The organism is Rhizobium sp. BK289 (assembly GCF_014193575.1).
Taxonomy (GTDB): Bacteria; Pseudomonadota; Alphaproteobacteria; order Rhizobiales; family Rhizobiaceae; genus Rhizobium; species Rhizobium tropici_C.
Genome location: NZ_JACHZO010000002.1, coordinates 339,093 through 364,328 on the forward strand (window position 1 = coordinate 339,093; position 25,236 = coordinate 364,328).

At 59.9% G+C, this 25,236-nt stretch carries 31 protein-coding genes; 14 read left to right on the top strand and 17 right to left on the bottom strand.

All coding sequences use genetic code 11. From position 1 onward, the window contains the following. The first annotated feature begins 218 nt into the window (after positions 1-218). The 3 genes from FHT84_RS05355 to FHT84_RS05365 are packed head-to-tail and all read left to right on the top strand — an operon-like array spanning position 219 to position 1,447. On the top strand, positions 219-428 hold the full coding sequence (locus FHT84_RS05355) for an AbrB/MazE/SpoVT family DNA-binding domain-containing protein (RefSeq protein ID WP_112343932.1): 210 nt from the start codon (positions 219-221) through the stop codon (positions 426-428). After that, positions 428-802, top strand: coding sequence for a type II toxin-antitoxin system VapC family toxin (locus FHT84_RS05360; RefSeq protein WP_112343931.1), 375 nt, complete (start codon positions 428-430; stop codon positions 800-802). Before FHT84_RS05355 ends, FHT84_RS05360 begins: the two co-directional genes overlap by 1 nt. Positions 803-859: 57 nt before the next feature. After that, positions 860-1,447 carry a class I SAM-dependent methyltransferase gene (locus tag FHT84_RS05365; protein WP_112343930.1) on the top strand — a complete coding sequence of 196 codons (588 nt, stop codon included), beginning with the start codon at positions 860-862 and terminating at the stop codon, positions 1,445-1,447. Positions 1,448-1,497: 50 nt separating this feature from the next. On the opposite strand, the gene ilvC is transcribed toward FHT84_RS05365, so the two are convergent. The 3 genes from ilvC to FHT84_RS05380 all read right to left on the bottom strand — a co-directional run bounded on the left by ilvC (position 1,498) and on the right by FHT84_RS05380 (position 4,323). After that, the gene (ilvC, locus tag FHT84_RS05370; RefSeq protein WP_037202641.1) at positions 1,498-2,517 is read right to left on the bottom strand and encodes a ketol-acid reductoisomerase; all 1,020 of its coding nucleotides are present in this window, start codon (positions 2,515-2,517) and stop codon (positions 1,498-1,500) included. Positions 2,518-2,561: 44 nt separating this feature from the next. Beyond that, positions 2,562-3,212 (bottom strand): TetR/AcrR family transcriptional regulator, encoded by a 651-nt coding sequence (locus FHT84_RS05375; RefSeq protein ID WP_112344062.1) that lies wholly within the window; start codon positions 3,210-3,212, stop codon positions 2,562-2,564. Positions 3,213-3,411: 199 nt separating this feature from the next. Continuing rightward, a complete protein-coding gene (locus FHT84_RS05380; protein ID WP_112343929.1) occupies positions 3,412-4,323 on the bottom strand; it encodes an AraC family transcriptional regulator in 912 nt (303 codons plus the stop codon). A gap of 201 nt (positions 4,324-4,524) precedes the next feature. Between FHT84_RS05380 and FHT84_RS05385 the strand changes: the two genes are divergently transcribed. After that, positions 4,525-5,568, top strand: a complete 1,044-nt coding sequence (locus FHT84_RS05385; RefSeq protein WP_112343928.1) for an NAD(P)-dependent alcohol dehydrogenase — start codon at positions 4,525-4,527, stop codon at positions 5,566-5,568. Positions 5,569-5,624: 56 nt separating this feature from the next. Here FHT84_RS05385 and FHT84_RS05390 read toward each other — a convergent pair whose 3' ends face one another. From FHT84_RS05390 to FHT84_RS05400, 3 genes are all read right to left on the bottom strand, one after another. After that, the gene (locus FHT84_RS05390) at positions 5,625-6,887 is read right to left on the bottom strand and encodes an NAD(P)/FAD-dependent oxidoreductase (RefSeq protein ID WP_112343927.1); all 1,263 of its coding nucleotides are present in this window, start codon (positions 6,885-6,887) and stop codon (positions 5,625-5,627) included. A gap of 106 nt (positions 6,888-6,993) precedes the next feature. After that, positions 6,994-7,557, bottom strand: coding sequence for a PH domain-containing protein (locus FHT84_RS05395; RefSeq protein ID WP_112343926.1), 564 nt, complete (start codon positions 7,555-7,557; stop codon positions 6,994-6,996). A gap of 115 nt (positions 7,558-7,672) precedes the next feature. Next, the gene (locus tag FHT84_RS05400) at positions 7,673-8,137 is read right to left on the bottom strand and encodes an Lrp/AsnC family transcriptional regulator (RefSeq protein ID WP_112343925.1); all 465 of its coding nucleotides are present in this window, start codon (positions 8,135-8,137) and stop codon (positions 7,673-7,675) included. A 162-nt stretch (positions 8,138-8,299) separates the two neighbouring features. Here FHT84_RS05400 and FHT84_RS05405 point away from each other — a divergent pair, with 162 nt between their 5' ends. The 5 genes from FHT84_RS05405 (at position 8,300) to FHT84_RS05425 (ending at position 12,586) form a co-directional block, all read left to right on the top strand. Next, a complete protein-coding gene (locus tag FHT84_RS05405; protein WP_112343924.1) occupies positions 8,300-9,019 on the top strand; it encodes an aspartate/glutamate racemase family protein in 720 nt (239 codons plus the stop codon). 71 nt (positions 9,020-9,090) lie between these two features. After that, positions 9,091-10,020 carry a helix-turn-helix domain-containing GNAT family N-acetyltransferase gene (locus tag FHT84_RS05410; protein WP_112343923.1) on the top strand — a complete coding sequence of 310 codons (930 nt, stop codon included), beginning with the start codon at positions 9,091-9,093 and terminating at the stop codon, positions 10,018-10,020. 86 nt (positions 10,021-10,106) lie between these two features. Continuing rightward, positions 10,107-10,613, top strand: a complete 507-nt coding sequence (locus FHT84_RS05415) for a GNAT family protein (RefSeq protein WP_112343922.1) — start codon at positions 10,107-10,109, stop codon at positions 10,611-10,613. Between the two features lie 88 nt (positions 10,614-10,701). After that, the gene (locus FHT84_RS05420; protein ID WP_112343921.1) at positions 10,702-11,319 is read left to right on the top strand and encodes a TetR/AcrR family transcriptional regulator; all 618 of its coding nucleotides are present in this window, start codon (positions 10,702-10,704) and stop codon (positions 11,317-11,319) included. Between the two features lie 52 nt (positions 11,320-11,371). After that, the gene (locus FHT84_RS05425) at positions 11,372-12,586 is read left to right on the top strand and encodes an MFS transporter (RefSeq protein ID WP_112343920.1); all 1,215 of its coding nucleotides are present in this window, start codon (positions 11,372-11,374) and stop codon (positions 12,584-12,586) included. Here FHT84_RS05425 and FHT84_RS05430 read toward each other — a convergent pair whose 3' ends face one another. Continuing rightward, on the bottom strand, positions 12,587-13,834 hold the full coding sequence (locus FHT84_RS05430; RefSeq protein WP_112343919.1) for an NAD(P)/FAD-dependent oxidoreductase: 1,248 nt from the start codon (positions 13,832-13,834) through the stop codon (positions 12,587-12,589). It abuts the gene before it with no gap. Positions 13,835-13,843: 9 nt separating this feature from the next. After that, positions 13,844-14,260, bottom strand: a complete 417-nt coding sequence (locus FHT84_RS05435; protein WP_112343918.1) for a helix-turn-helix domain-containing protein — start codon at positions 14,258-14,260, stop codon at positions 13,844-13,846. 138 nt (positions 14,261-14,398) lie between these two features. Here FHT84_RS05435 and FHT84_RS05440 point away from each other — a divergent pair, with 138 nt between their 5' ends. Beyond that, the gene (locus tag FHT84_RS05440; RefSeq protein ID WP_113249325.1) at positions 14,399-15,286 is read left to right on the top strand and encodes an SDR family oxidoreductase; all 888 of its coding nucleotides are present in this window, start codon (positions 14,399-14,401) and stop codon (positions 15,284-15,286) included. Positions 15,287-15,533: 247 nt separating this feature from the next. Here FHT84_RS05440 and FHT84_RS05445 read toward each other — a convergent pair whose 3' ends face one another. Together FHT84_RS05445 and FHT84_RS05450 are read right to left on the bottom strand one after the other, a co-directional pair. Then, positions 15,534-16,286 carry a pyridoxine 5'-phosphate synthase gene (locus FHT84_RS05445; RefSeq protein ID WP_113249326.1) on the bottom strand — a complete coding sequence of 251 codons (753 nt, stop codon included), beginning with the start codon at positions 16,284-16,286 and terminating at the stop codon, positions 15,534-15,536. Positions 16,287-16,452: 166 nt separating this feature from the next. Beyond that, positions 16,453-17,580 carry an ATP-dependent RecD-like DNA helicase gene (locus FHT84_RS05450; RefSeq protein ID WP_112344061.1) on the bottom strand — a complete coding sequence of 376 codons (1,128 nt, stop codon included), beginning with the start codon at positions 17,578-17,580 and terminating at the stop codon, positions 16,453-16,455. Positions 17,581-17,732: 152 nt separating this feature from the next. Here FHT84_RS05450 and FHT84_RS05455 point away from each other — a divergent pair, with 152 nt between their 5' ends. From FHT84_RS05455 to FHT84_RS05465, 3 genes are read left to right on the top strand one after another with little or no spacing between them, the layout of a single operon-like run. Then, positions 17,733-18,113, top strand: coding sequence for a hypothetical protein (locus tag FHT84_RS05455; protein ID WP_112343915.1), 381 nt, complete (start codon positions 17,733-17,735; stop codon positions 18,111-18,113). Next, positions 18,097-18,651 (top strand): RNA polymerase sigma factor, encoded by a 555-nt coding sequence (locus FHT84_RS05460; protein ID WP_113249327.1) that lies wholly within the window; start codon positions 18,097-18,099, stop codon positions 18,649-18,651. Before FHT84_RS05455 ends, FHT84_RS05460 begins: the two co-directional genes overlap by 17 nt. Next, a complete protein-coding gene (locus tag FHT84_RS05465) occupies positions 18,648-19,451 on the top strand; it encodes an anti-sigma factor (RefSeq protein WP_113249328.1) in 804 nt (267 codons plus the stop codon). The genes FHT84_RS05460 and FHT84_RS05465 overlap by 4 nt, the downstream gene beginning before the upstream one ends. A gap of 65 nt (positions 19,452-19,516) precedes the next feature. Here FHT84_RS05465 and FHT84_RS05470 read toward each other — a convergent pair whose 3' ends face one another. From FHT84_RS05470 to FHT84_RS05490, 5 genes are all read right to left on the bottom strand, one after another. After that, positions 19,517-19,915 carry an Imm50 family immunity protein gene (locus tag FHT84_RS05470; RefSeq protein ID WP_113249329.1) on the bottom strand — a complete coding sequence of 133 codons (399 nt, stop codon included), beginning with the start codon at positions 19,913-19,915 and terminating at the stop codon, positions 19,517-19,519. A gap of 176 nt (positions 19,916-20,091) precedes the next feature. Then, the gene (locus FHT84_RS05475; protein ID WP_113249330.1) at positions 20,092-20,463 is read right to left on the bottom strand and encodes a nitrile hydratase accessory protein; all 372 of its coding nucleotides are present in this window, start codon (positions 20,461-20,463) and stop codon (positions 20,092-20,094) included. Continuing rightward, positions 20,450-21,109 carry a nitrile hydratase subunit beta gene (nthB, locus tag FHT84_RS05480; RefSeq protein WP_112343911.1) on the bottom strand — a complete coding sequence of 220 codons (660 nt, stop codon included), beginning with the start codon at positions 21,107-21,109 and terminating at the stop codon, positions 20,450-20,452. Before nthB ends, FHT84_RS05475 begins: the two co-directional genes overlap by 14 nt. Next, positions 21,109-21,744: a nitrile hydratase subunit alpha gene (nthA, locus tag FHT84_RS05485; protein WP_112343910.1), complete on the bottom strand. Its 636-nt coding sequence runs from the start codon at positions 21,742-21,744 to the stop codon at positions 21,109-21,111. The genes nthB and nthA overlap by 1 nt, the downstream gene beginning before the upstream one ends. A 22-nt stretch (positions 21,745-21,766) precedes the next feature. Next, positions 21,767-22,360, bottom strand: a complete 594-nt coding sequence (locus tag FHT84_RS05490) for a LysE family translocator (protein ID WP_113249331.1) — start codon at positions 22,358-22,360, stop codon at positions 21,767-21,769. 206 nt (positions 22,361-22,566) lie between these two features. Between FHT84_RS05490 and FHT84_RS05495 the strand changes: the two genes are divergently transcribed. Beyond that, the gene (locus tag FHT84_RS05495) at positions 22,567-23,412 is read left to right on the top strand and encodes an aldo/keto reductase (protein ID WP_113249332.1); all 846 of its coding nucleotides are present in this window, start codon (positions 22,567-22,569) and stop codon (positions 23,410-23,412) included. 2 nt (positions 23,413-23,414) lie between these two features. Here the strand turns inward: FHT84_RS05495 and FHT84_RS05500 are convergent, their stop codons facing one another. Both FHT84_RS05500 and ilvN read right to left on the bottom strand, forming a co-directional pair. After that, the gene (locus FHT84_RS05500) at positions 23,415-24,446 is read right to left on the bottom strand and encodes a capsular biosynthesis protein (protein WP_113249333.1); all 1,032 of its coding nucleotides are present in this window, start codon (positions 24,444-24,446) and stop codon (positions 23,415-23,417) included. Between the two features lie 142 nt (positions 24,447-24,588). Then, complete coding sequence (gene ilvN / locus FHT84_RS05505; RefSeq protein WP_113249334.1) at positions 24,589-25,161, bottom strand: acetolactate synthase small subunit; 573 nt, start codon at positions 25,159-25,161, stop codon at positions 24,589-24,591. Positions 25,162-25,236: the final 75 nt, after the last annotated feature.

Genomic DNA, 25,236 nt, shown 5'->3' on the forward strand with positions numbered 1-25,236 from the left:
GGGCTTCCTCGTAATTTTTGGTCTTTCCGTCACAAGATCACGCAATAAAAGATAAGTCAATAATGCTGACCTATTTTGTTTGTGACAGTGACAAACAACTCTCGAAACTCAACGATGCTTTGCCGATCACCGATGCTCGGACCGCTTCCGAATGACCTACACATTTCTCTCTTCGGGTGCTATTCTTACGTCCTATCCATCGATCGGAAAAAGTAAGAATGGCGACCGCAACTCTCTCCTCGAAATTTCAGATATCGATCCCGAAAGAAGTTCGTGACCAGCAGCATTGGAGCGCGGGCCAGGAATTTGTTTTCATTCCGAAGGGCAAGGGTGTGCTGCTTATCCCCGTACCCGAACTTGCTGACCTCAAGGGCATGGCGAAGGGCGCCAACCCTGGTAATTACCGTGACCGGAAAGACCGGTTCTAATGCGCGTCGTTGATAGCTCAGCCTGGATCGAGTGGCTGACCCAAGGTCCGGCTGCAGATCGGCTTCAAGGCGAGATGCCTGCGCGAACCGAATGTATCGTCCCCACTATCGTCCAGCTCGAACTTTCCAAATGGCTGGAGCGCGAGCGCGATGAGGACGCAGTCGATTCCTTCTTCGCCTACACCGCCACCTGCATCGTCGCTCCCCTCGATACCGCTCTCGCCCGCCGCGCCGCCGAAGTCTCTGCGAAATACAAACTCGCACTCGCCGATGCGATCATCTACGCCACCGCCGAACAGCACGACGCCGACGTTCTGACGCTGGATGCGCATTTCAAGGACCTGGAACGCGTGGTCTATTTTGGCAAAGCATAATAGATATTTGCCCTTTTCCGCTTAAACGCGATACATCTCGAAAAGGCGCCAACCAGCATGAGCACCGATCCGACATCGTCCTTCTATACCGACAACGCCGTCGTCTACGCGGCGCGTGAACGCAGGCTGCCGCGCCAAAGGCTGGATGCCTTTCTGACCGCCCTGCCCGCAGGCGCAGCCATCCTCGAACTCGGTTGCGGCGGCGGTCAGGATGCCGCCTACATGCTGTCCCGCGGCTTCGACGTTACGCCCACGGATGGCTCCGCCGAACTTGCGAGAGAAGCGGAAAAGCGTCTCGGCAGGCCCGTTCGAGTGATGCGCTTCGAAGCCTTGGATGCCACCGAAATCTTCGACGGCATATGGGCGGAAGCCAGCCTTCTGCATGTTCCGCGATCTGTTCTGCCGGATATCTTCGATCGCATTTTGCGCGCCCTAAAGACGGGCGGCATCTTCCACGCCAGCTTCAAGGCGGGTGAAGCAGAGGGGCACGACAAGTTCGGACGCTATTACAACTATCCGTCGGCCTCATGGCTTCGGGATATGCTAAGCATTCGCGGATGGAAGAACATCACCATGACCGAAGCCGACGGTGGCGGTTTCGATGGCGTGCCCACAAGATGGCTCTACGTCGCCGCTCATAAATAGAAAGGCCGGAGCTTTCGCCCCGGCCCTCCAATCCAGCTCTCGCCGAAAGCTTAGTTGACCGACTTGTCGACCAGCTTGTTCTTGCCGATCCAGGGCATCATGCCGCGCAGCTTGGCGCCGACTTCTTCGATCTGGTGGCTGTCGTTGTTGCGGCGGATACCCTTGAAGCGGGCAGCACCCGAACGGTATTCCTGCATCCACTCGGAGGTGAACTTGCCGGTCTGGATGTCCTTGAGGACACGCTTCATCTCAGCCTTGGTTTCTTCGGTGATGATGCGCGGACCGGTGACGTATTCGCCCCACTCGGCCGTGTTCGAGATCGAGTAGTTCATGTTGGCGATGCCGCCTTCATAGATCAGGTCGACGATCAGCTTCACTTCGTGCAGGCATTCGAAATAGGCCATTTCCGGAGCGTAGCCGGCTTCAACCAGCGTTTCGAAGCCGGCGCGGATGAGCTCGACGAGACCGCCGCAGAGAACGACCTGTTCGCCGAAGAGGTCGGTTTCGCACTCTTCGCGGAAGTTGGTTTCGATGATGCCCGAACGGCCGCCGCCGACGCCGCAGGCGTAGGAGAGAGCGAGTTCAAGGGCGTTGCCGGAAGCGTTCTGATGGACGGCAACGAGGCAGGGAACGCCGCCGCCCTTCTGGTATTCGCCGCGAACCGTGTGGCCCGGGCCCTTCGGCGCGATCATGACGACATCGACCGAAGCCTTCGGCTCGATGAGGCCGAAGTGAACGTTGAGGCCGTGTGCGAAAGCGATCGCAGCGCCGTCACGAATGTTCGGAGCAATATCGGCCTTATAGATATCGGCCTGCAGTTCGTCCGGGGTCGCCATCATCATCAGGTCGGCCCAGGCGGCAGCTTCGGCAACGGTCATGACCTTGAAGCCATCGGCCTCGGCCTTCTTGATCGTGGGCGAACCGGCCTTCAGCGCGATCACAAGGTTCTGTGCGCCGCTGTCCTTCAGGTTCAGCGCGTGAGCGCGGCCCTGGGAACCGTAGCCGATGACGGCGACCTTTTTCGACTTGATGAGGTTGAGATCGGCATCACGATCGTAATAGACGCGCATTGTTTGTCCTTCCCTTTGCTTGTCTGGTGTAAACTTGGATCTGCTCAGACGGTCGCTGCTGCTTCCGCCAATACCTTTTCCGTGCCGTAAAGCTTGAGGAAGGCGCTGACCGCCTTCTCAGCCTGACGGCTCGTATCCTTCAAACCGGGCTCACCGAGCAGCATGCGCACATGCAGGTCGGAGACGATGAGCCCATAAAGCGTGTGATATGCCTCGTCCGCATCGGCAAAGCGCAGCAACCCCACCCGCTTGCCGGCATCGATGAGACCGATGGCACGGCGGTCGATCTGCCGGCGCCCGCGCTCCAGAAGCAGCTTGCCGAGCTTCGAGCCATCGCGGTTCGACTGGCCGATCGCCAGGCGGTTCAAAGCGAGAGAAACGTCGCCCGCCAGAACCTCCAGCAGGTCGCGGGCGAATATGACGAGGTGGTCATGCAGGCTTGCCGGATTCAGCCGCTCGCCATTGCGCTCGAAGGTGCGAACCTTGCTGGCCTGATAGGTGATCATCGCCGACAAAAGACCGTCACGGTCGCCGAACCACTTGTAGAGACTTTCCTTCGAGCAATTGGCGGCGCGCGCGACGCCCGAGGTCGTCAGCGCCTTCTCGCCGCCGTCGACGAGCAGACGCAGCGCCTGCTCCAGAACGGCGTTCTGGCGCGGCGAAAACTCGCTCGACTGTCCTACTTCGCTCAGCACGATGGCCACTCCCAAATGCGTACCGTACGGTACGGTTCGTGGCGCTTTATGCAGGACGACAAGACAGCCGTCAAGCGGAATTCGTTGCTGCACTGCGTTAAAAAGAGAGTGCTTTTCATGCTACTAAACGGTAGCAGCTGCCGCGAGTCGGTCAGTTGATCGATAGGGCTTGACGCAAATGATTGGTCGGAAACATCGCCTACTCGGCCGCGACCACGCTATTGCGCATGGCCTCGACATCCTTCAGCGGCGGCAGGCCGTAAAGCCGACTATATTCGCGGCTGAACTGTGAAGGACTCTGATAGCCGACACGATGACCGGCCGATCCGACGTCGAGCTGCTCGACGATCATCAGCCGACGGGCCTCATGCAGCCGAAGCTGCTTTTGATACTGCATCGGCGATAGGGCCGTAACAGTCTTAAAATGATGATGCAGCGAGGAAACGCTCATGCCGACGCGCTCGGCGAGTTCTTCGATGCGCAGCGGCTGCGTATAGTTGCCGCGGAGCCAGGCGACGGCACGCGCCACCCGGTTGCTCTGGCTCTCCGCCATGGCGATCTGCAGCAGCCGAGGGCCGTTCGGACCAGTTAGCAGGCGGTAGAGGATTTCCTGCTCGATCAAAGGCGCCATGGCCGGAATATCTTGGGGCCGATCAAGCAATCGGAGCAGCCGCAGCGAGGCATCGAGCAGTTCCGGCGAGGCGGCATTGACCGCAATTCCGCGCACAGGCTCGGCAGTCAGTGCCTGACGCGGAACGCTGACGCGCGACAGCAGCTCCTTCAACCGTTCGCTGTCGAGCGCCATGCCGAAGCAAAGATAGGGCGCATCGCTGCCGACATTGGTGACCTGCGTCGACACCGGCAAGTCGAGCGCAGTCAAAATATACTCGCCGACCCCGTAATTGTAGGTCTCGGCGCCGATTGTCAGGTTCTTGCGTCCCTGGACCACGATGGCAAAACAGGGCCGGTAAGCCCCATGCTGCCACACGGTCGCGGCCGACTGCCGATAGAGATTAAGATTGTCTATCGGCGTGCGGTGTTCGCCGTCCCCCGGAGCGAAACGTGCAACGATCGATGCGAGTTCCTGATTGGGATTGAAAGGCAGTGTCATGCGCAACCAACTGTTTTCGTGCAGATATCGATGCTTATCTAGATAACACCATTCGATCGCGAAAGACCTGCCGCACATTTAGATTCGCAGGATCGTACATAAAGCTTGCAGGATCGCTCTAACGCTGTGACCCGGTCCTGATGCATGGTGGGCCATCCAAATTCTACTCCCAACCCATCCGAAAAAATAAGGAAATCTCCCATGCCTATCGCAAAGGGTTATGCAGCAACCGACGCGTCCAAGCCGCTCACGCCTTTCACTTTCGAGCGGCGCGAGCCGAACGCGGACGACGTTGTCATCTCCGTCAAATATTGCGGCGTCTGCCATTCCGACATTCACCAGGCCCGCAACGAATGGGGCGGCTCGAAATATCCGATGGTGCCCGGCCACGAAGTCGCCGGCATCGTGACCGCCGTCGGTTCCGAGGTCACGAAGTTCAAGGTCGGCGACCGCGTCGGCGTCGGCTGCTTCGTCAATTCCTGCACGACCTGTGCCACGCGCGATCTGGATTACGAGCACTACATGCCGGGCTTGGTTCAGACCTACAACGACGTGGAAGCCGATGGCGAGACGCCAACCTATGGCGGCTACTCCGACTCGATCGTCGTCAAGGAAGGCTATGTCCTCTCCTTCCCCGAAAACATTCCGCTCGATTCGGGCGCACCGCTGCTGTGCGCCGGCATCACGCTCTATTCGCCGCTGCGCCACTGGAAAGCCGGACCGGGCAAGAAGGTCGCGATTGTCGGCATGGGCGGCCTCGGCCACATGGGCGTGAAGCTGGCCCACGCCATGGGCGCCGACGTGACAGTTCTCAGCCAGACGCTGTCGAAGAAGGAAGACGGCTTCAAGCTCGGCGCGAAGGACTACTACGCCACCAGCGACGCCGAAACCTTCACGAAGCTCGCCGGCACCTTCGACCTGATCATCAACACGGTTGGTACGGCGATCGATTGGAACGCCTATCTGAACCTTCTGAAATATGATGGCAGCATGGTGCTGGTCGGCGTTCCCGAGCATGCGGTTCCGGTCCATGCCTTCTCGCTGATCCCCGGCCGCCGCAGCCTTTCCGGCTCCATGATCGGCTCGATCAAGGAAACCCAGGAAATGCTCGACTTCTGCGGCGAGCACAACATTGTCGCCGAGATCGAGAAGATCAACATCCAGGAAATCAACGAAGCCTATGAGCGCGTGCTGAAGAGCGACGTCCGCTACCGCTTCGTCATCGATATCGCTTCGCTGGCATAAGCACTGCCGCGCAGCAACCCATAGGAAAAGGGCAGCCGCTGCGGCTGCCCTTTTTTTCATTCCTCGCGCATGGTTTCCTTCTGCGTGATCAGCCGGGCGCTGTGCTGCCGGCTGATATAGATCCAAAGCCAGCTCCAGGCGACGGCGATGCGCCAGCGCACGCCGATCAGGAAATAAATGTGGGCCAGGCCCCACACCCACCAGGCTAGCCAGCCCTTAAGCTTAATCCAGCCGAAATCGATGATTGCAGCACTTTTACCGATCGTCGCCAGGCTGCCTTGATGGCGATAGTGAAATGGCCCCGGCGCCGGCTGGCCGGCCAGCTTCGCCTTGATCACCTTGGCAACGTAAGCACCCTGCTGCTTTGCAGCCGGAGCGATCCCCGGCACCGGGCTGCCGTCGTCACGCAGGACGGATGCCGTATCGCCGATGATGAAAATATCTTGCTTGCCCGGCGCCCGCAGCTCCTTATCCACCACCGCCCGGCCTGCGCGGTCCGCAGGAATATCCAGCCATTTGGCGGCCGGCGATGCCTGGACGCCCGCCGCCCAGACGATGGTGCGGCATGGTACGAAGGCGTCTCCGATCATCACGCCTTCGGCCGAGCACAAGGTGACCGGCTTGCCGAAGCGGATTTCGACACCCAGCTCCTCCAGCTCCTTCCGCGCATAATCGGACAGATCCTCAGCGAACGCCGGAAGCACGCGCGGCCCGGCCTCCACCAGAATGATCTTTGCCTTTCGGGTATCGATATTGCGGAACTCCCTGGGCAAGGTCGTCCTTGCCAGTTCCGAAATGATGCCGGCAAGCTCTACGCCAGTCGGCCCCGCGCCGACGATGACGAAGGTCAGGAGCGACTCACGAACGGTCGGATCCGTTTCCATCTCCGCCTGCTCGAAAGCCAGCAGCACGCGGCGGCGGATGGTCGTCGCATCCTCCAGAGTCTTCAGTCCCGGCGCCACCGGCTCCCACTCGTCATGACCGAAATAAGCATGAGTGGCCCCCGTTGCCAGCACCAGCGTATCGTAGCCAATCTTTTGACCATTCTTCAAGAAGACCTGCCGCGTTTCGCTGTCGACGCCGACGACCTCCGCCAGCAGCGTCGTCACCTCGGGACGGTCCCTGAAGAAATTGCGGATCGGCCAGGCAATCTCCGATGTCGCGAGCAAAGTGGTCGCGACCTGATAGAGAAGCGGCTGGAACAGATGATGATTGCGCCGATCAATCATCGTGACGCGGACGGGAGCGCCTTTCAGATCGTTGACGCACTGCACACCGCCGAAACCGCCCCCGACAACGACAACGTGATGATCCTGCATGGCAACACCTCATGGCTACGTTTCGCTGAAAACGTAGGGTTGAGAAGAGTAAGCAGCAACCGTCTTTTATGCATGGCACCCCTGCACCGCTCCCTTATGCTGAGAGCTAGGATGCTTTTGTGGACTGGGCACGCGCAATTAGATTGAACACTTCGCGCACGTCCGCGACTCCAATAAATCGCGGCACGTTCGAAAGTGCAGGCGTCCACATGCCCATACCGCCGCCACGGCGTGTGAAGCCGATTTCGGTATCGCTTCCGAAATTGATTGTACCGGTCCCGTCACCATTCTGATCGAGATCCACGGCAGGTAAGCGATCCAGTGACATGGTCAGAAGCTTGGCAAACCATCCTTCGCGCAAGATGATGATGCGTTGATTAGTGACCGCATATTGAGTTCTCGCGCGAACGAATGCATCGACCGCGAAACGACCGACGATAAGATAGAGTCCAATCGCCACGAAAGGCACGCCCCATAACCTGAAAAAGATTGGCGCATTGCCTTGCCTGATGACCGCGCTTTCCCAAAAGACCGCAAAGCCGCCCCACAACAACGAAAAGGGTACAAGCAGCAGATCTTTTTTGCCGACCATGAAACCTTGCTTTGGTCGACCCTGCCATAACAGTTTTTCACCAGGCTGGAGGTAAGTCTGAATATCTGTGTTGCGCATAGCGGATTGCCCTTGGAGCGATAATCACAAGATAGATTCTACAACTTAAAAGCCTACCGTCGCCATGTGAGCTTTGTCGATGTGATATGCGGAATTTACGCGCGACGCTGTCGATTTAATATGCATACCCGACAGGAACGGAGGCGCCGCTTTTCAACTCCTCCATCGAGATCGATGCAGAGACATCGAAGAGCTCGATCTTGCGCACGAGCTGCTTGTAGATGACATCGTAATGCTCGACACGCGGCAAGACGATCTTGAGAATATAATCATAATTCCCGGTAAGCCGATGCGCCTCGACGATCTCGGGGATGTCGCCGATGACCTTACGGAAAGATTCGATCCACTCGTCGGCATGATGCGCCGTCTTGATCATCGCATAGACCGTGGTCGGCACCCCCATCTTCTCACGGTCGAGCACGACGATGCGCCGGGCAATATGCCCGCTGTCCTCAAGCCGCTGTATACGCCGCGAGCACGCCGACACCGACAAGGCGACGCGATCGGCGAGCTCCGTCACGGATATGCCCGCATCCGCCTGCAGAAATTCGAGGATCTTTCGGTCGCGTTCGTCCAGCATCTGCGGTAATTCCCTGTATGTACGCCGCTATTTTGCACATAAATCGAAAAATGCGCAAACATTTGCAGAGAAATCCTGATAAGCTTCAAAAAACGCAAACATACGGCGGATGAATCACCGCACTATTCCTCCATTCAAAATCCAGGAGCGGAGAACAGCATTATGCGCACCATTGGCCTGATCGGCGGTATGAGTTTCGAGAGTTCTGCAGTCTATTACCGCCTGATCAACGAAATGGTCCGCGATCGGCTCGGCGGCCTCTCCTCGGCCGAACTGGTGATGTACTCCGTCAATTTCGAAGAAATCGTCACGCTGCAGAAGGCGGGGCGCTGGAACGATGCCGCCGACCGGCTCGCCGATGCTGCGCAACGCCTGGAGGCCGCCGGCGCCGAATGTGTTCTCATCTGTACCAACACCATGCACCTGATCGCGCCTCAGGTTGCCGAGCGCATTTCCGCGCCTCTCATCCACATCATCGATGAGACCGCCGCAGCCTTGAAGGCAGCAGGCCGGGTCAAGCCTCTGCTACTCGCAACCCGCTACACGATGGAACATGGCTTTTATGCCGAACGCATGGCTGACAACGGCGTCTCCATCATGGTCCCCGGCCCCGAAGATCGCACCGTCACGCACGATATCATCTTTAACGAGCTCTGCGCCGGTATCATCAAGGACGAATCGCGCCGGAAGCTGAACGCCATTATCGAGCGCGCCAAGGCCGCAGGCGCCGACAGCGTCATTCTCGGCTGCACCGAGATCTGCCTCATCCTCGATCCAAAGGCGCTGATCCTGCCCGGCTTCGATACCACGACGATCCACGCCGAAGCGGCTGTGGACTTTGCTCTTGCGGATGAAAAGAACAACAAGAGCTGCGCTGCCTGACTTCGATCAATTTACTTGACTGAGTCCAGTAAATAACCAACATCGTCTCCTGTATCTGAGGAGACGATGCCATGAGTCCTGCTGCCGAATTCGCGACCATCGATGCCGTTCGCGACTTCAACCGCTTCTACACGAATTTTCTCGGCGTCCTGAACAAGGCCTATCTGGATAGCCCCTATACGCTCACGGATGTGCGCGTGCTGTTCGAAGTCGGCTTCCGCGGCGGCGTTGCCGCTTCCGCGCTGACACGCGAGCTTCATCTCGACCCCGCCTATCTCAGCCGTATCGTCAAGCGCTTCCGCGAGGATGGGCTGATCGAAACGACGCCGGACCCGACCGATGCGCGCAGCCAGATCATAAAAGTCACCGATAAGGGACAGGTGCAATTCGAGGAATTCGTCCGCCGCTCGCGCGCGCAGATCGCCGGATATTTCGAAAAGCTCGCGATCGGAGAACCCGAACGCGTCGTTGCGGCAATGCAGACGATACAGGACACGCTCGGCAGGGACCGAACCACGGCATCTCCCGCAATCATCCGCAACCACCGGCCCGGAGACATCGGCTGGATCGTACAAAGCCAGGCACGTTTCTACACGGAGGAATTCGGCTGGGACGACCGCTTCGAAGGTCTGGTGGCGGAAGTCGCCGGAAAATTCCTCTCCAATTTCAACCCGCAGAAGGATCGATGCTGGATCGCTGAACGAAGCGGCCTGAATATCGGCTCCTCTATGATCGCAGATGGCGGTGACGGCGTCGCGAAACTCCGGCTGCTCTATGTCGACAAGACAGCGCGCGGCCTTGGCCTGGGCAAGCTGCTGGTCGACGAATGCATCCGTTTCTCGCGCGATGCCGGCTACGGCAAGCTTTCGCTCTGGACCAACGATATCCTCGACACGGCACGGGCGATCTACGTCAAGGCCGGCTTCAAGCTCGTGGGGGAGGAAAGGCATTGCATGTTCGGCCCGGAATTGAACGGCCAGACCTGGGAGCTCGATCTCTGAACATAGCTGGCTGGATGCCCGCATGGACACGCTTTAGCTTCGACCCTATCTTCGATGCATCTCAAATTTGTATCGAGATATTAGCCATGACCGTGTGCAGCGAAATCCGGATAGAGCCTATCACTGCCGAACACATCGAAGACTTTCACAAGGCGCTCGATATGGTGGCCCGCGAACGGGAATATCTATCGCTGCTCGAAGCTTTTCCATTGGAGGAGACCCGCGCCTTCGTGCTTGGCATGATCGAAAACGGCAATCCGCAGCTTGTCGCCTTGGCCGATGGGACGGTGGTCGGCTGGTGCGATATCAGCCGCCATACATTTCCCTCTAACGCCCACGCGGGCAAACTCGGCATGGGCCTCATCCCCGCTTATCGCGGCCAAGGCCTGGGTCGTCGATTGATCGAAGCGACGCTGCGAGCTGCGCGTGATGTGGGAATAGAGCGCGTCGAACTCAGCGTCTATGCCGACAATAACAGAGCCATAGCGCTCTATGAGAAGGTCGGCTTTGTCCGCGAAGGACTGGCGCGCAAGTCCTTTCGCATAGACGGTCGCTACAAGGACACGATCCACATGGCGTTTTTCCACGAATAGCGCGTCCAACCGCCTCATTCTCGGCAATATCTTGCTGCGTTGCAAAAATTCGCTTGTTTTGGAAACGATCATTTCCTAAAAGGATGACATGACCACAGACACAATCGACATCACACCGAAGCTTCGCGGCCGCCCACGGGAATTCGATATGGATTCCGCGCTCGACGAGGCATTGCGCGTCTTTTCCGAGCGCGGCTATTATGCCGCCTCCATCAACGAATTGACCGAGGCCATGGGCCTCACGGCAGGCAGCGTCTACAAGGCATTCGGCGACAAGCGCGGCGTATTCCTTGCTGCTTTCAGCCGGTATCGCCAAGTCCGCCAGCAACTCATCGATGAGACGCTTGCCGAGGCGCCGAATGCTCATGAAAAGCTGCGCGCCTTGGTGACATTCTTCGCCGAAGCATCATGTGGCGAGATCGGTCGCCGCGGCTGCCTCGTGGTCGGCAGCGCGACGGAGCTTGCGCTTTTCGACGAGGAGGTCGCAAGCCGCGTCGGCGTGGCCTTCGATTTCGATGAGCGCCGCATTCTGGATCTCATTCGCCTCGGTCATTCGGACGGTTCTGTACCGAAGCATGTCGATCCTGAAAGCACCGCCTGCACCCTACTGGCCCTGACCAAGGGCATGCGCGTGATCGGCAAGACCGGCCGCAAGATCGAACACATGCTCGCCGCCGCCGAGACGGCCATGAAACTGCTGAACTGATTCTATCGAAATTTCGGGGGCAAATTCCCCCTACCCGCATCGAGGACAAGATATGCCCGCTATTGCCGCCACTAGACGGGAGAGCACACCGCTCCCGGAAAAGACCCTTTCACCGCTGCTGACATTCATGTTCGCCGCCGCCTGCGGGCTGGTGGCTGCCAATCTCTATTACGGCCAGCCGCTCGCCGGTCCCATCAGTCAGTCGCTCGGCTTCACCCCTGCGGCCACCGGCCTCATCGTCACGCTGACGCAGATCGGCTACGGCCTCGGTCTCCTGCTGATCGTGCCGCTCGGCGATCTTCTTGAGAACCGCAAGCTGGTGCTGACCCTGGTGGCGCTATCCGCCATCGCGCTCATAGGCGCCGCTTTTGCCTCCTCGCCATCGCTGTTCCTGCTTGCCTCGCTCTGCATCGGCCTGGCTTCCGTCGCGGTGCAGGTTCTTGTCCCTTTCGCCGCCCATATGGCACCTGACGCCAGCCGCGGCGCTGTCGTCGGCAATGTCATGAGCGGCCTGCTCGTCGGCATCATGCTCGCCCGCCCGGCTGCGAGCTTCCTGTCCGAGCTTTTATCCTGGCACGCGGTCTACATCATCTCGGCCGGCGTCATGATCGGGCTGATCGTTATCCTGCGCCTCGTTCTGCCGACCCGCGTGCCCCATACGAAACTGCATTATGGGCAGCTGCTGTCCTCTATGGGCCACCTCGCGCTTCGCACGCCTGTGCTGCAGCGGCGTGCGCTCTATCAGGCCTGCATGTTCGGCGCCTTCAGCCTCTTCTGGACGACGACGCCGTTGCTGCTGGCAAGCCCTGCCTTCGGCCTGACGCAAAACGGCATCGCGCTTTTCGCACTTGCCGGAGCCGCGGGCGCCGTCGCCTCGCCGATTGCCGGACGCGTTGCCGATCGCGGCTGGACGAAGCTTGCCACAGCCTTCGCCCTGGTGCTCGCCATTATCGCCTTCCTGATCGGCCATTTTTCCGGCAGCGGTTCATTGCTGGCGCTGATCACGCTGACGCTGTCGGGCATCATGCTCGACTTCGGCGTCCAGACGAACCTCGTGCTCGGTCAGCGCGCCATCTTCGCGCTCAGCGCCGAGCATCGCAGCCGTCTCAACGGCCTCTATATGGCGACCTTCTTCGCCGGCGGCGCCCTCGGCTCGGCGCTTGGCGGCTGGGCCTATGCCATCGGCGGCTGGAACATGGCCTCCTGGATCGGCGTCGCCTTCCCGGTCATCGCGCTGCTTGCCTTCCTGACCGAGCGCAAGAACTGATCAAGACGGATGCGGTACAGCCAGCCGCAGCCAGTCACATTCCCGCAAGCCGGCGCCACGGAACGGGTCGATCAGCGTGCCGGAGACGATGCCGGCCAGGATCTGCGGCGCGGGCGGCACTTGGGCAATGGTCGCGACCAGCCGGTCGCGGATCCAGGCCAATGCTGCCGAATCCGATTGGTAGAAGGGCGTAAAGGCGGCAGACAGCAGCTGGAATAACCGCACATGTATCCGCCGTGCCTTGGCATAGGCAGCAAGAGCAGCCTCGATCGTTTCATGTCCTGCCAGAGCATGCGCCAGCGCCGCGACATCGAGTAGAGCCATATTGGCGCCCTGCCCGAGCTGCGGGCTGGTGGAATGCGCTGCATCGCCGACGAAGACAGTCCGCCCGCTATAGGGTCTCATCACTGTACGATGGGCATAACGCGCCAGCGTCAACTGATCCCAGTCAGTGATCTGCTCCAGCAAGGGCTCGCATTCCGGCCAGTAGCCGCGGATCGTCTGCTTCCAACGCTCGAGCCCGTGCCTACGCACCTCATCCGCATCCGCGACCTTCAGGCTCCAGAATAGAGCCGCCTGCTTCGGTAAATCCGACCTTCTGCTGCCGATCGGCAAGATGCCGATCATCACGCTGGCCTTGTCATAGCGCTGCGTCAGCGCCGCCTGATCCACCAGCCCGTCCGGACAGTCGAGCGTCGCCCAGAAAGCGCCGTAAACGAGGTTGCGGGCACGCGGCGCGACAGGCGAGGCTGCGACCAGTTCCGAGCGTGCACCACTGGCGTCGATGACGAGATCATATGGCCCGAGGCGCTCGCCCCCTTCGACGGAGAGATAGCTTTCACCATCCTCCTTTGCAACGCCGATGACGTGCTGTCCGGTATGGATCGGATGCCGCCGCGCGGAGACTTCATCGTAAAGCGTATCGAACAGTGCCGCACGATGAACGCCAAGCCCATAGCGCCCGCCCGGCAATGCATTGTAGCGCACATCGAGGACGATGCGGCCACGGGTGGTTTCCGTACCGAACAATCGATTGATCCGATTCCCGGCCGCATGGATCGCGGGGCCGAGCCCGAGCGATTCCAGCACGGTCAACCCGGTGGGCTGCAGCATCAGCGCCGAACCGACGGGAGCCGGGCTATCGAACCGTTCGATGATATCGGTCGTGTGGCCAGCGCGAGTGAGAAAGAGAGAGGCGGCAAGACCGGCAGGTCCGGCGCCGACGATGGCGATCTTCAAGGGCTTCACTGTGACGGCTCAGTCCGGCGATTGATCGAAACGGGCTCTAGCAGCCTTGACGGCCTCATGATTGGCCTCGGCCCAGTTCAAAAGCAGCGCCAGCGGCTCGTAAAGCGAGTAGCCGAGATCCGTCATGCGATATTCGACGCTCGGCGGCTTTGTCGGGAAAACCTCGCGATCGACATACCCGTCGCGCTGGAGATCGCGCAGCGTTTGCGTCAGCATTCTTTGGGAGATATCGGGCACCAGGCGGCGCAACTCGCCGAAACGATAAGGCCGTTTAGCCAGCGTTTCCAGCAACAGCACCGACCATTTTCCGCCGATCTGCGATATCAGGTCCCGCACGGGACAATTGCTGAAATCAAGTTTGCTGAGATCGAAGTCGCGCAGCGGCGGATCCTCGCTGCGCAGATTGACGACGGCGCTGGCTGCCATGCCGGTTCCCTTTTGGTAACTTGGAGCCCAAAAACTGCCTCCTTTACACCGTGAAGTCAATTCCTATTCTAGTGCTAGTCTCTTTTTGAGAGCAGCAAGGCCCCTGCGAATGTGCGGCGGTCCAACAAGGGAAAACATATGAGCAGCACTCTTCTCGTCACCGGCGCCGCCGGCAAGCTTGGCCAGCGCGTCATCCATCACCTGCTGGAGACATATAAGGTCGCGCCCGGTCGCATCATCGCCGCCACGCGCAGCCCGGAGACGCTTGCCGATCTCGCGGCCAAGGGCGTCGTCACCCGCAAGGCCGACTTCGATGATGCCGCCGGTCTGCCCGCCGCCTTCGCGGGCGTCGATCGCCTGCTGATCATCAGTACCGATGCGCTCGCCGTCCCCGGCCAGCGCCTCAAGCAGCATACGGCTGCCGTCGAAGCCGCGAAGAAGGCTGGCGTCAAGCATATTCTCTACACCTCAATGCCGGCTCCGGAAGGTTCGCTCGTCACCTTCGCGCCTGACCACCTCGGCACGGAAAACGCCATCAAGGCAAGCGGCATCGGCTATACGATCCTGCGCGACGCCTGGTACTTCGACAATTATCTGATGGGCCTGCCGCACAGCCTTGAAACCGGCAAATGGTATACGGCAACCGGCGGCGGCCGCGTCAGCAACATCAGCCGCGAAGATTGCGCGCTCGCGATTGCCGCAGCTCTGGCTTCCGATGCAACGGACAATGCCACCTACACGCTGACGGGCTCGACCGCCGTCACCATCGAGGAGGTCGCAAGCGTCGTCAGCCGGATCACCGGCCGTCCGCTTGAAGTCGTGCAGGTCACGGACGAACAGTTTGCCGCAGGCCTCACCGGTGCCGGCCTGCCGAAGTTCGTGGTGGATATGCTCGTCTCCGCCGACGCCAACACCCGCGCCGGCAAATTCGACATCCTTACCAATGACTTCAACAAACTGACCGGCAAGGAGCCGCAGACGCTGCGCAGCTTTATCGAGGAACATAAGGCAGCATTGGCTGGCTGAGTTTTGGAACTTTAGGGTGAGTCTCTCTTTGCTGAGACTTCAAGCATAGCCCCTCACCCAGCCCTCTCCCCGCAAGCGGGGCGAGGGAGTTTTGGTGCTCCGCACGCAAGCTCTAATCGAGTGATGTCGCCGCCATTTTGAGCTGTCGTCCCTTCTCCCCGTAAGCGGGGAGAAGGCTAGGATGAGGGGTCAGGCCAGAAGGCGCGGCAACAACAAACTTGCCTGACTAGCGCTGGAACCTTTTCCCTCAAACCACCTGACCACAAGCCCTGCGGAAGCGACGAACCGTTTCGGCCATGCCATATTCCAGCGCATCGGCGGTCAGCCCGTGACCGATCGACGTCTCCGCGAGCTTCGGGATACGCTTGAGTAGCGCCGGCAGGTTGGCGACCGTCAGGTCGTGACCCGCATTGACGTCGAGGCCGTTGGCGAAGGCGGCGTCGGCGGTTTTGCCGAGCGCTTCGAGGATGATGGCAGCCTTCTGCGGATCATCATAGCATCCGCCGTAAGGGCCGGTGTAAAGTTCGATGCGGTCGGTGCCCACTTCCCTGGCGATCTTTACCGCCCCGGCATCGCCGTCGCCATCGGCAAACAACGACACCCGGCAGCCGATCGTCTTGTATTTGGCGACGACCTCGGCCAGCAGTTCACGGTTCTTGCGGAAGTCCCAGCCGTGATCCGAGGTCGCCTGAGAGGGATCATCGGGCACGAGCGTCACTTGTTCAGGTTCCGCCGAAGCACAGAGATCGAAGAACTCGTCGCTCGGATAGCCCTCGATATTGAATTCCGCTTCCGGAAACTCATCATCGATCAACGCACGGATATCGGGCAGATCGGAAAAGCGGACATGCCGCTGATCGGGACGCGGATGAACGGTAAGACCGCTTGCTCCCGCGGCAAGCGCGATGCGCCCCAAGCCCGTGACGCTCGGCCAGGGAAGATCACGCCGGTTGCGCAGCATCGCGATGGCGTTGAGGTTCACGGAAAGCTTGGCGGGCATGATCGAAATCCCTGATTTTCAAAGCGGATGATAGCAGCCGTTTTAGGCCATTATGCGCAGCAAAACCAACGAGATTCCGACATCAACCCATGCAAAACTTTGATGGAGAGGATCGAACCAAGTCACCGCATCGCGACATCCCTCACGCAAGGCTCAGGACGTCTTGTCAACGGACAATCGTCAGCGTCTCGGCGGCGCGGGTAATGGCTGTATAAAGCCAGCGCTCGCGCGTATCGCGGAACGCCCAGCTCTCGTCGAACAGCACGACATTGTTCCACTGCGAACCCTGGGCTTTATGCACCGTCAGCGCATAGCCGTAGTCGAATTCGTCATAGCGCTTTCGGGTCGACCACGGGATCTCGCCCTCGACATCCTCGAAGGCCTGCTTCAGGAGCTTGATCTTCGCTGCCCCACGATCCATGTCGTCATCTTCCGGCCGCACCAGAAGATTGATGCCCGGCTTCGTCGTTTCCCGGGAAGAGGTCATCACCTGCCAGAGCGAGCCGTTGAGCAACCCTTTGGCGGGATCATTGCGCAGACAGACGAGCTTGTCGCCGGATTGCGGATAATCGGCCGTAAAACCCTTGAGCTCACGCAGACGCTGATTGTAGCGGCGCCGCGTCCTATTGGTACCGACGAGCACCTGATCGGCCTCCAGCACCAGCGGCTGCGTGACCTCGTTCTTCGAGATCACCTGCGCGGTGCCATAGTCGCCATGCATGATTTCCTTGCCCTCGCGCACCTGCATGGCGAGCTGAATGATCGGATTGTCGCGCGCCTGACGATGAATATCCGTCAGCAGATAATCCGGTTCCTCGTTCGTGAAGAAACCGCCGCCCGAAACCGGCGGAAGCTGCCCGGGATCGCCGAGCACCAGAATAGGCGTGCCAAAACTCATCAGATCCTTGCCGAGCGCCTCGTCCACCATCGAGCATTCATCGACGATGATCAGCGCGGCCTTGGCGACCGGGCTTTGGCGATTGATGGTGAACATCGGGGCAATCGATGTCTTGCCCGTCTCTTCGTCCTCGACGGCCTCTTCGCCGCGCGGCCGGTAGATCAGCGAATGGATGGTCTTGGCATTCGAGGCGCCGCGCGAGCGCAGTACCTGCGCCGCCTTGCCGGTAAAGGCAGCAAACAGCACATCGCCATCCACATGCTCGGCAAAATGCCGAGCAAGCGTCGTCTTGCCCGTGCCGGCATAGCCGAACAGACGAAACAACGGCGAGCGCCCCTCCTTCAGCCATTTGGCGACGGCCTTGAGCGCTTCATCTTGTTGCGGCGCGAATTGCATGGGCCGAATTGGCAGGATTCGGCCGCTGGAAGCAAGCAGTAAAAAATACCCGGCGAACCGGGAATAAAATCGCAAGCCCCGGTGTCTCATGTCCGGCAACGCAAAAAAGCAAAGCCTGGACGATCTCGTCCACCCACCCGAGGAGAAACATCATGAAGACCATGAGATTCCTGACCGCGCTCGCTGCGGCATCTGCCTTTGCCACGGCCGCACTCGCCGCGGCTCCAGTCAAGACGGTCGAAAGCGCCAAGGGCAAGGTGCTCGCCGGCGAGAACGGCATGACGCTCTATACGTTCAAGAACGACAAGTCGGGCGAATCCAATTGCAACGGCGATTGCGCGAAAGCCTGGCCGCCGCTGATCGCCGATAGCAAAGCCAAGGCGGAAGGTGCATATTCGATCATTACCCGCAAGGACGGGAAGAAACAGTGGGCAAAGGACGGCATGCCGCTCTATTTCTTCGTCAAGGACACAAAATCCGGTGATGTCGCCGGCGACGGCTTCAAGGGCGTATGGGATGTCGCGAAGCCCTGATGGGAACGAAAAGGGCGCGGCGGGAACATCCCCCGCGCCCGACAGCTTCGAGGCGGAAGTGCTGGCGCTCCTCCCCTCGTTGAGGCGCTATTCGCGCAGCCTCACCCGCTCGGACGCCGATGGCGAGGACCTGCTTCAGGATTGCGTCGAAAGGGCCCTGACCCGGCGCGGCCAGTGGCGCGGGCTGAACCTGCGCGGCTGGGTCCTCACCATCATGACCAATCTCTATCGCAACGGGCGGCGCCAGGAGGTGGGCCGCAGCTTTGTCGATATCGATGACAACAGCCACTTGGCCGCAGCCGAGGCGGACAGTGATCCGCTGCAGCGATCGCGCCTGGAAACGGCACTGAACAGCCTTAGTGAAGACTATCGCGCAGTGCTGATGCTCGTCGTCGTCGAAGGCTGCAGCTATCAGGATGTCGCCGATATGCTCGATATCCCGATCGGCACCGTGATGTCGCGCCTGTCGCGCGCGCGGCAGAAGATGACCAGCCTGTTGGATGCAGACAATGTTGTCACGCTTCGGAGACCAAGATGAACGAACGCAAACCGACCGTGACCGAAGCGGACCTTCACGCCTTTGCCGATGGCCTTCTGCCACCGGAAAAACAGGCGGAATTGCAGGCGTGGCTGACCGAAAACCCCGAAGATGCCGCCGCCGTTGCGGCATGGCAGGTCCAGAACGATGACATCCGGGCCATGTTCTCGCCCTATGCCATATCGAAGGACGGCGACACTGATCTCATTTCCACAAGCAGAAGCACGCTCTCCGCGCAAGCGATCCCGCCACAGCGCAGCCGCAGGCTGATGATGCTCGCCGCCTCACTGGCACTGTTCGTCGCCGGTGCGGCAGCCGGTCATTTCGGCCCGGATCTCCTGGTACCGCGCGAATTACAGCTGACCTCGATCGAAGCCCTGCCGCAACAGGCGCATTCGGCTTTCGTCGTTTATGCCAGCGATGTCCGCCATCCCGTCGAAGTCGGCGCGGATCAGGAAGCCCATCTCGCCACCTGGCTCGGCAAACGCATGAATGTCGCTGGCCTCAAGGTGCCGAGCCTGCAGACGCTAGGCTTCCAGTTGGTCGGTGGCCGGCTGCTGCCGGTCAACGGCACGCCCGGCGCCCTGTTCATGTATGAAAATGCCAGCGGTCAACGCCTGACCGTGCTGGTTGGGCGCAATAGCGGCAACACAACAACCAGCTTCCGCTTTGCCAGCGACAAGGCCGTCGAGACCTTCTATTGGATCGACGGCGATCTCGGCTATGCCGTGACGGGCGAAATCTCGCGGGACATGCTGCAGCAGGTGGCGGACGAGTGCTACAGGCAGTTCTCGTCGTAGCTTGCCTCAAGGTGAAGCGTTTTGTCGCCCCAGGCTGTTGAGTTAGCCCCTGCCCCGAAACGGTCTCAGATGGAAGCTGTTGGAACGAGGCTAATCTTTATGTGTTTGGCGATGACGAAACCGCTCACTCCGTAGCTGGCATCCCATTCTATGCGGAAGTTCTCTTCCATCTTCGCAATTTCCAGATCAAAGATGATACCCGGTACCATTTCGAAATCGGTACAACTGATGGCGCTCACCTCCCCAAGGACAAGGGTAACGATCGCGTGTTTATCCAGGAGGAAGTAGCCTTTGGCGTCCACCTGATCAGTCATGTTCCATGCGTGGATACGCATCAGCCCTGCTGCCCTGCCCGGGAAGCTGATCTCAAGCAATTTGGCATCGTGGAAGCGGGGTATCCGCCCGAACCATTCAAGCAGAGATTTGCCGCCGGGAATATCGCTTAGCACAGAAGTAGAGGACATTACGGTTCACGAATGGGATAAGCGGTTAGGAAACGCTTGTTCAGAAGGTCAACAGAAGCTCTTCAGGAAACTGCGATGTACAATTCAACAACCGGACAGCAACATAGCAAAACAGGGCTGTATTATGCCAGTGACACAAAGAACAAACCATTCGTCAGCCGATTTCTGACTGATTCTTAGCGCTGAGGATCGTTTTCAAGCGCGATCGGCTTGCCATGCGGCGTTGCCTCGGCCGCACGTTGCCAGCTTTGCTGCAAAGCCACAATCGCGTCGGCATCGGCAATGCCCTTCGCGACCAGCAGCCCTGACAAAGCAGCCACCCAGCAGTCGAAATAATCGCTGCCGTCAGGCGCGCGGCCCGGCTTGTGAAGTTCCACCGACAACTGCTCAGCCCATTCGCTCCAGGCGAACAGGCCCTTCTCGTGCAGGTGAACGGTCATCGCAAAAGCGCCCGCCGCCCAGGGTTCCGGAAAGACTGGCTCGCCATCGGCAGACTTCGGCAGTCCGGGCGATTGCGCCAGAGGCGATGGGACCTCACACGCGCTCAAGATAGCTCTCCCAGGCATCGATCGAGACCGTCAAAGAGGGATCAGCGCCCTCGCCCCAGATCTCGGCACCGTCGAAGACGACCGTATAGACCCATTGCGGATTTTCGCCGCGGCCATGGGCATTGTCATCGGGGAAGACGAAGGAGCCCTGCACCGCTTCGATGACACCCGTCTTTGCGCGGGCATAGCGCGGCAATCTGGTGTGGCCGATCGGGTTGAAGTTCTTGGTGCGGACATGATCGCCGACGGCAAAGAGCGGGGCGGTCTCGACCGGCCGGTCGCAAGGACCGCCCTTCGCCAATGCGCCATCGACCATTTCAGCCTTCAGAACCCGCTTCGGCACTCTGCCCTGTTCGAGCGAATGGCCGATCCGGGACTCTTCGGCGGTGGCGAAGCCGTGCCGCTCCAGCAGCGCTTCGACAGCACGAATCCAGATCTCATAGTAGCTGGCGCCAAGATAGCTGGCCGGCGGAATGTTTTCGCGTGCATGCCGGCTTTCATCAATGGTCCAGGCACCGAAGGCACCACAGGAGAGCGTGATGCCGAGCGCGCGCTTTTCCCATTCGGCATGGAAATAGGGCTCGTTCGGTTCCGGCGCGACTGGGCCGAAACCCATCTGGCCGCCAAGATCGTGTGGACCGTTCATCACGCGGCCTCCGGAGTCTTGGCGAGCGCGGTACCGATCATGGCGTCGCGGCTGACGAGATCCGCCAGCGCCGCCTCATCCATATCTTCGGAGCCGGCAGGCCGCTCAGGGATTACCAGATAGCGAAGTTCCGCCGTCGAATCCCACACACGGATTTTCGTCTCCTGCGGCAATGTCAGGCCGAATTCGGCGAGCACGCCACGCGGATCGATCACCGCGCGGGAGCGATAGGCCGGCGCCTTGTACCAGACCGGCGGCAGCCCGAGCACGGCCCACGGATAGCAGGAGCAGAGCGTGCAGACGATCAGGTTATGCGTTTCCGACGTATTGAACACCGCGCGCATATGCTCGCCCTGGCGGCCGGTAAAGCCGAGACTGGCAATCGCCGCCGTCGCGTCGCGCCGCAGCCAGTCGGCAAAGTCGGGATCGCTCCAGGCTTTCGCCACCACCTGCGCCCCATTGCGCGGCCCCACCTTCGTCTCATAGGTCTCGACGATACGGTCGATCGCCGCCGGATCGATCAAGCCCTTTTCCGTCAGCAGCGTCTCCAGCGCCTTCACCCGCGCCTGCATGTCCGAATAGTGGTTGTCGTGGTGATGATGGTCGTCATCATCGTGCGAATGTCCGTGGGACATGGCTTACTCCTGTCTCTGGCCGTTACTTTAGCATCGGCCAGAGACTGAGCACCAGCAGGATGGCCATGGTTATGTTGAACCATTTAAGCCTGATGGGATCGGACAGCCAGTCGCGCAGCACGGAGCCGAAGCCCGCCCAGGTCGATACGCTCGGCACATTCACGGCGGCAAATGCCAGTCCGACGAGCAGAACGGTGAAGAGATAGAGCTGCTCGTTAGTGTAAGTGGCCATGGCGGTGACAGCCATCACCCACGCCTTGGGATTGACCCATTGGAACGCAGCAGCGCTGATAAAACTCATCGGCTTTGCATCGCTTTCCGCCTCGCTCAGGCTGCGCGAAGTGCCGATCTTCCAGGCAATCCAGACGAGATAGGCCCCGCCGGCGAATTTAAGCGCGGTATAAAGCACGGGCACCGTGTGCAGAAGTGCCCCCAACCCCAATCCCACCGCAATCAGCAGCACAAAAAAGCCGACACCGATGCCGAGCATATGTGGAATGGTGCGCCGGAAACCGAAGTTCACACCGGAGGTAAACAACATCATGTTGTTCGGTCCGGGCGTGATCGAGGTCGTGAATGCAAAAAGTAGAAGAGCCAGAAATGTATCCAGCGCCATGATGCCTCCCAGGACACCGTATCGTGACAAGGCGGCATCCAAAATTCTTCTTCACGCGCGCAAAAATGCGGCGGCGCATGACGGTGCGACATTAGTTCGCCGGCCATACGAAAGCCATAGGATGATTGTCACCGTGACATGACGGATGCCGATTGAAATCCGGTTGAATGCCCCTATCCTTCGGTTTTCTCCAGCGAGGAATGACCATGCGCGAGCCCATCCCAACCGTCACCCTTCCTTCTGGCATCCAGGTTCCGGCACTTGGCCAGGGCACCTGGAATATGGGCGAGAATGCAGCAAGCGCCAGGGATGAGATCGCCAGCCTGAAAACCGGCCTCGATCTCGGCATGACGCTGATCGACACGGCTGAGATGTATGCAGACGGCGGCTCGGAGGAGATTGTCGGCAAGGCGATCGAAGGCCGCCGCGACGAGGTTTTCCTCGTCAGCAAGGTCTATCCCGCCAATGCGAGCCGCAAGGGCGCAGTTGCAGCCTGCGAACGCAGCCTGAAGCGCCTGAATACCGATCGCATCGATCTCTATCTGCTGCATTGGCGCGGTAACTATCCGCTCGAAGAAACGGTGGAAGCCTTCGAAAGCCTAAAGGCGGCCGGGAAGATCGAAGCCTGGGGCGTGTCGAACTTCGACGTTGCGGATATGGACGAGCTGCTCTCCGTGCCGAACGGCGGCAATGTCGCCGCCAACCAAGTGCTCTACAATCTCTCCCGGCGCGGCATCGAATATGACCTCTTGCCATGGTGCCAGGAGCGAAGCATTCCAATCATGGCCTATTCGCCGATCGAGCAAGGCCGCCTGCTCCACCATCCCGAGCTGATCCGGATTGCCAAGACCTATCAGGCGACGCCGGCCCAGATCGCGCTTGCCTTTCTGCTGGAGCGCGACGGCGTGATCTCGATCCCGAAGTCCTCGAACCCTCAGCGCATCGAGGAAAACCGTGAGTCGATCGATATCGATATCACCGACGAGGATTGGGCTGTGCTCGATGCCGCCTTCCCGCCGCCGTCGCGAAAGAAGTCATTGGAGATGCTATAGGTTTACGCAGCAGCCTTCTGCTGCGCAACGATCAGCTCGATTGCCCGGAAAGCATCGATCTCCTGCCAGTCGGCCGGATCGCGATAGGTCGGGTAAAGTGAAAAGGCGGCAGCGGCGATCTGATCGACCGTCCTCCGCTTGGTCCGGCGCCTGGCAAGTATTGCCTTGGTGTAAACGCCGAAATGATCCTCAGTCACCCCCCAGCCTGCATAAAAGGGCGCGGCATAGCAGCGGACCGGAATGCCGCGCAGCAGCGCATCGAAGCCGAACTGGCTCGAAACCGTCCAGACCTCGTCGACGACTTCGAGGATGGAGGCTACCGACACGGCATCGTCGATCATGACCACATCGCCCTTGGAAGCCGGCCCCGTAAGATATCCCTTACGAAGCCCGGCCATGACATCCGGATGGGTGCGGATGAGGCATTGCGAATCGCTCGCCAGCCCATCGGCAAGCATCTTCTCGAAGGAGGCTTTTGAGCCGAGCGCCCTGTCGACGGAAACGTCGCCAACGACCTGATCCACCAGCAGAATGCGGCGCTTTGCAGTCCGCTCGATATTGGGCTGCCGATGGGGGAGATGATTGTATTTCGAGAGCTTGTTGAGAACGATCTGCTCGCGGATAGCGCGGCCGAGCTCTCCTGCCTCTCCCGCCCCCTCTATCAGCTGCTCAAGCCGCGACGGCCTGTTTGCATCGACGGGCAGGCCAAGATCGTCGATAACGATGGACAGCGGAATGGCGCCGGACTTGCCAAGCCCTATCGACCGCAGGAAACCGTCCTCGAGATGCCAGTGGCGCAATCCGCGAAACCGTGCAAACCTGGCTGCCACCTTGGCCGGCGCGCGGCCACCCCAGGACACGATGCCGCCAATTTTAGGAGAAAGGATCGAGGCCAGTTTCTGCGAACGGAAATAATGTCCGAGCCAGGGAAAATCACTTCGTACGAAAGGCGCCGCGCCGAGGCGCATGCCAGCCGGCGGATGCCACGGCTTTTCACCTATCTCAGGCAAAGTCTCGCCGGCAAGGACTGCCACAATGTTCCCTCGCTAGAAGTGATATCGCCGGCCTAGGTCGGTCATCGCAAAAGATAGAGCGGTTTGGTGCTTCACGAAAGCACCAAACCGCTCTGATTTCTCACGCAATTCCGGTCGGCAAGCCGATCAACGCCGCAGGCTCTTACATCCCCTGTGAGCCGCGGTTCATCGCAGCAATGCCGGTGCGGCAGACTTCGATAAGGCCGAGCGGCTTGACGATGGCGATGAACTGATCGATTTTCGAGGACTTGCCGGTGATCTCGAAAATGAAGTGCTCGACGGTCGCATCCACGACCTTCGCGTGGAAGGCGTCGGCGAGCCGCAGCGTCTCGGCGCGCGTCTCGCCGTTTCCGGTGACCTTCAGCAGTGCCACTTCGCGCTCGATCGGCCGCTCCTGGCCGAGTTCGCGGGCGCGCACCGTCAGATCGACGACGCGGTGAACGGGAACGATGCGCTCAAGCTGCGCCTTGATCTGCTCCAGCACCTGCGGCGTGCCGCGCGTGACGATGGTAATGCGCGACAGATGCGCCTGATGCTCCGTCTCCGAAACGGTGAGGCTTTCGATATTGTAGCCACGGCCGGAGAAGAGGCCGATGACGCGGGCGAGAACGCCGGGCTCGTTGTCGACCAGCACCGAAAGCGTATGGCTCTCGGCCGCCGCGGTTTCGGGCGAAATGAAGTAGGCGGAGCCCGTGGGTTGAAGGTGTGCGTTCATGATCCTTGTTCCGTTTCCTCGGTTCTTGTTCGGCATGCCGGCGGGATCGGCTGAGGCGCGGCTCCTGCAGCACCC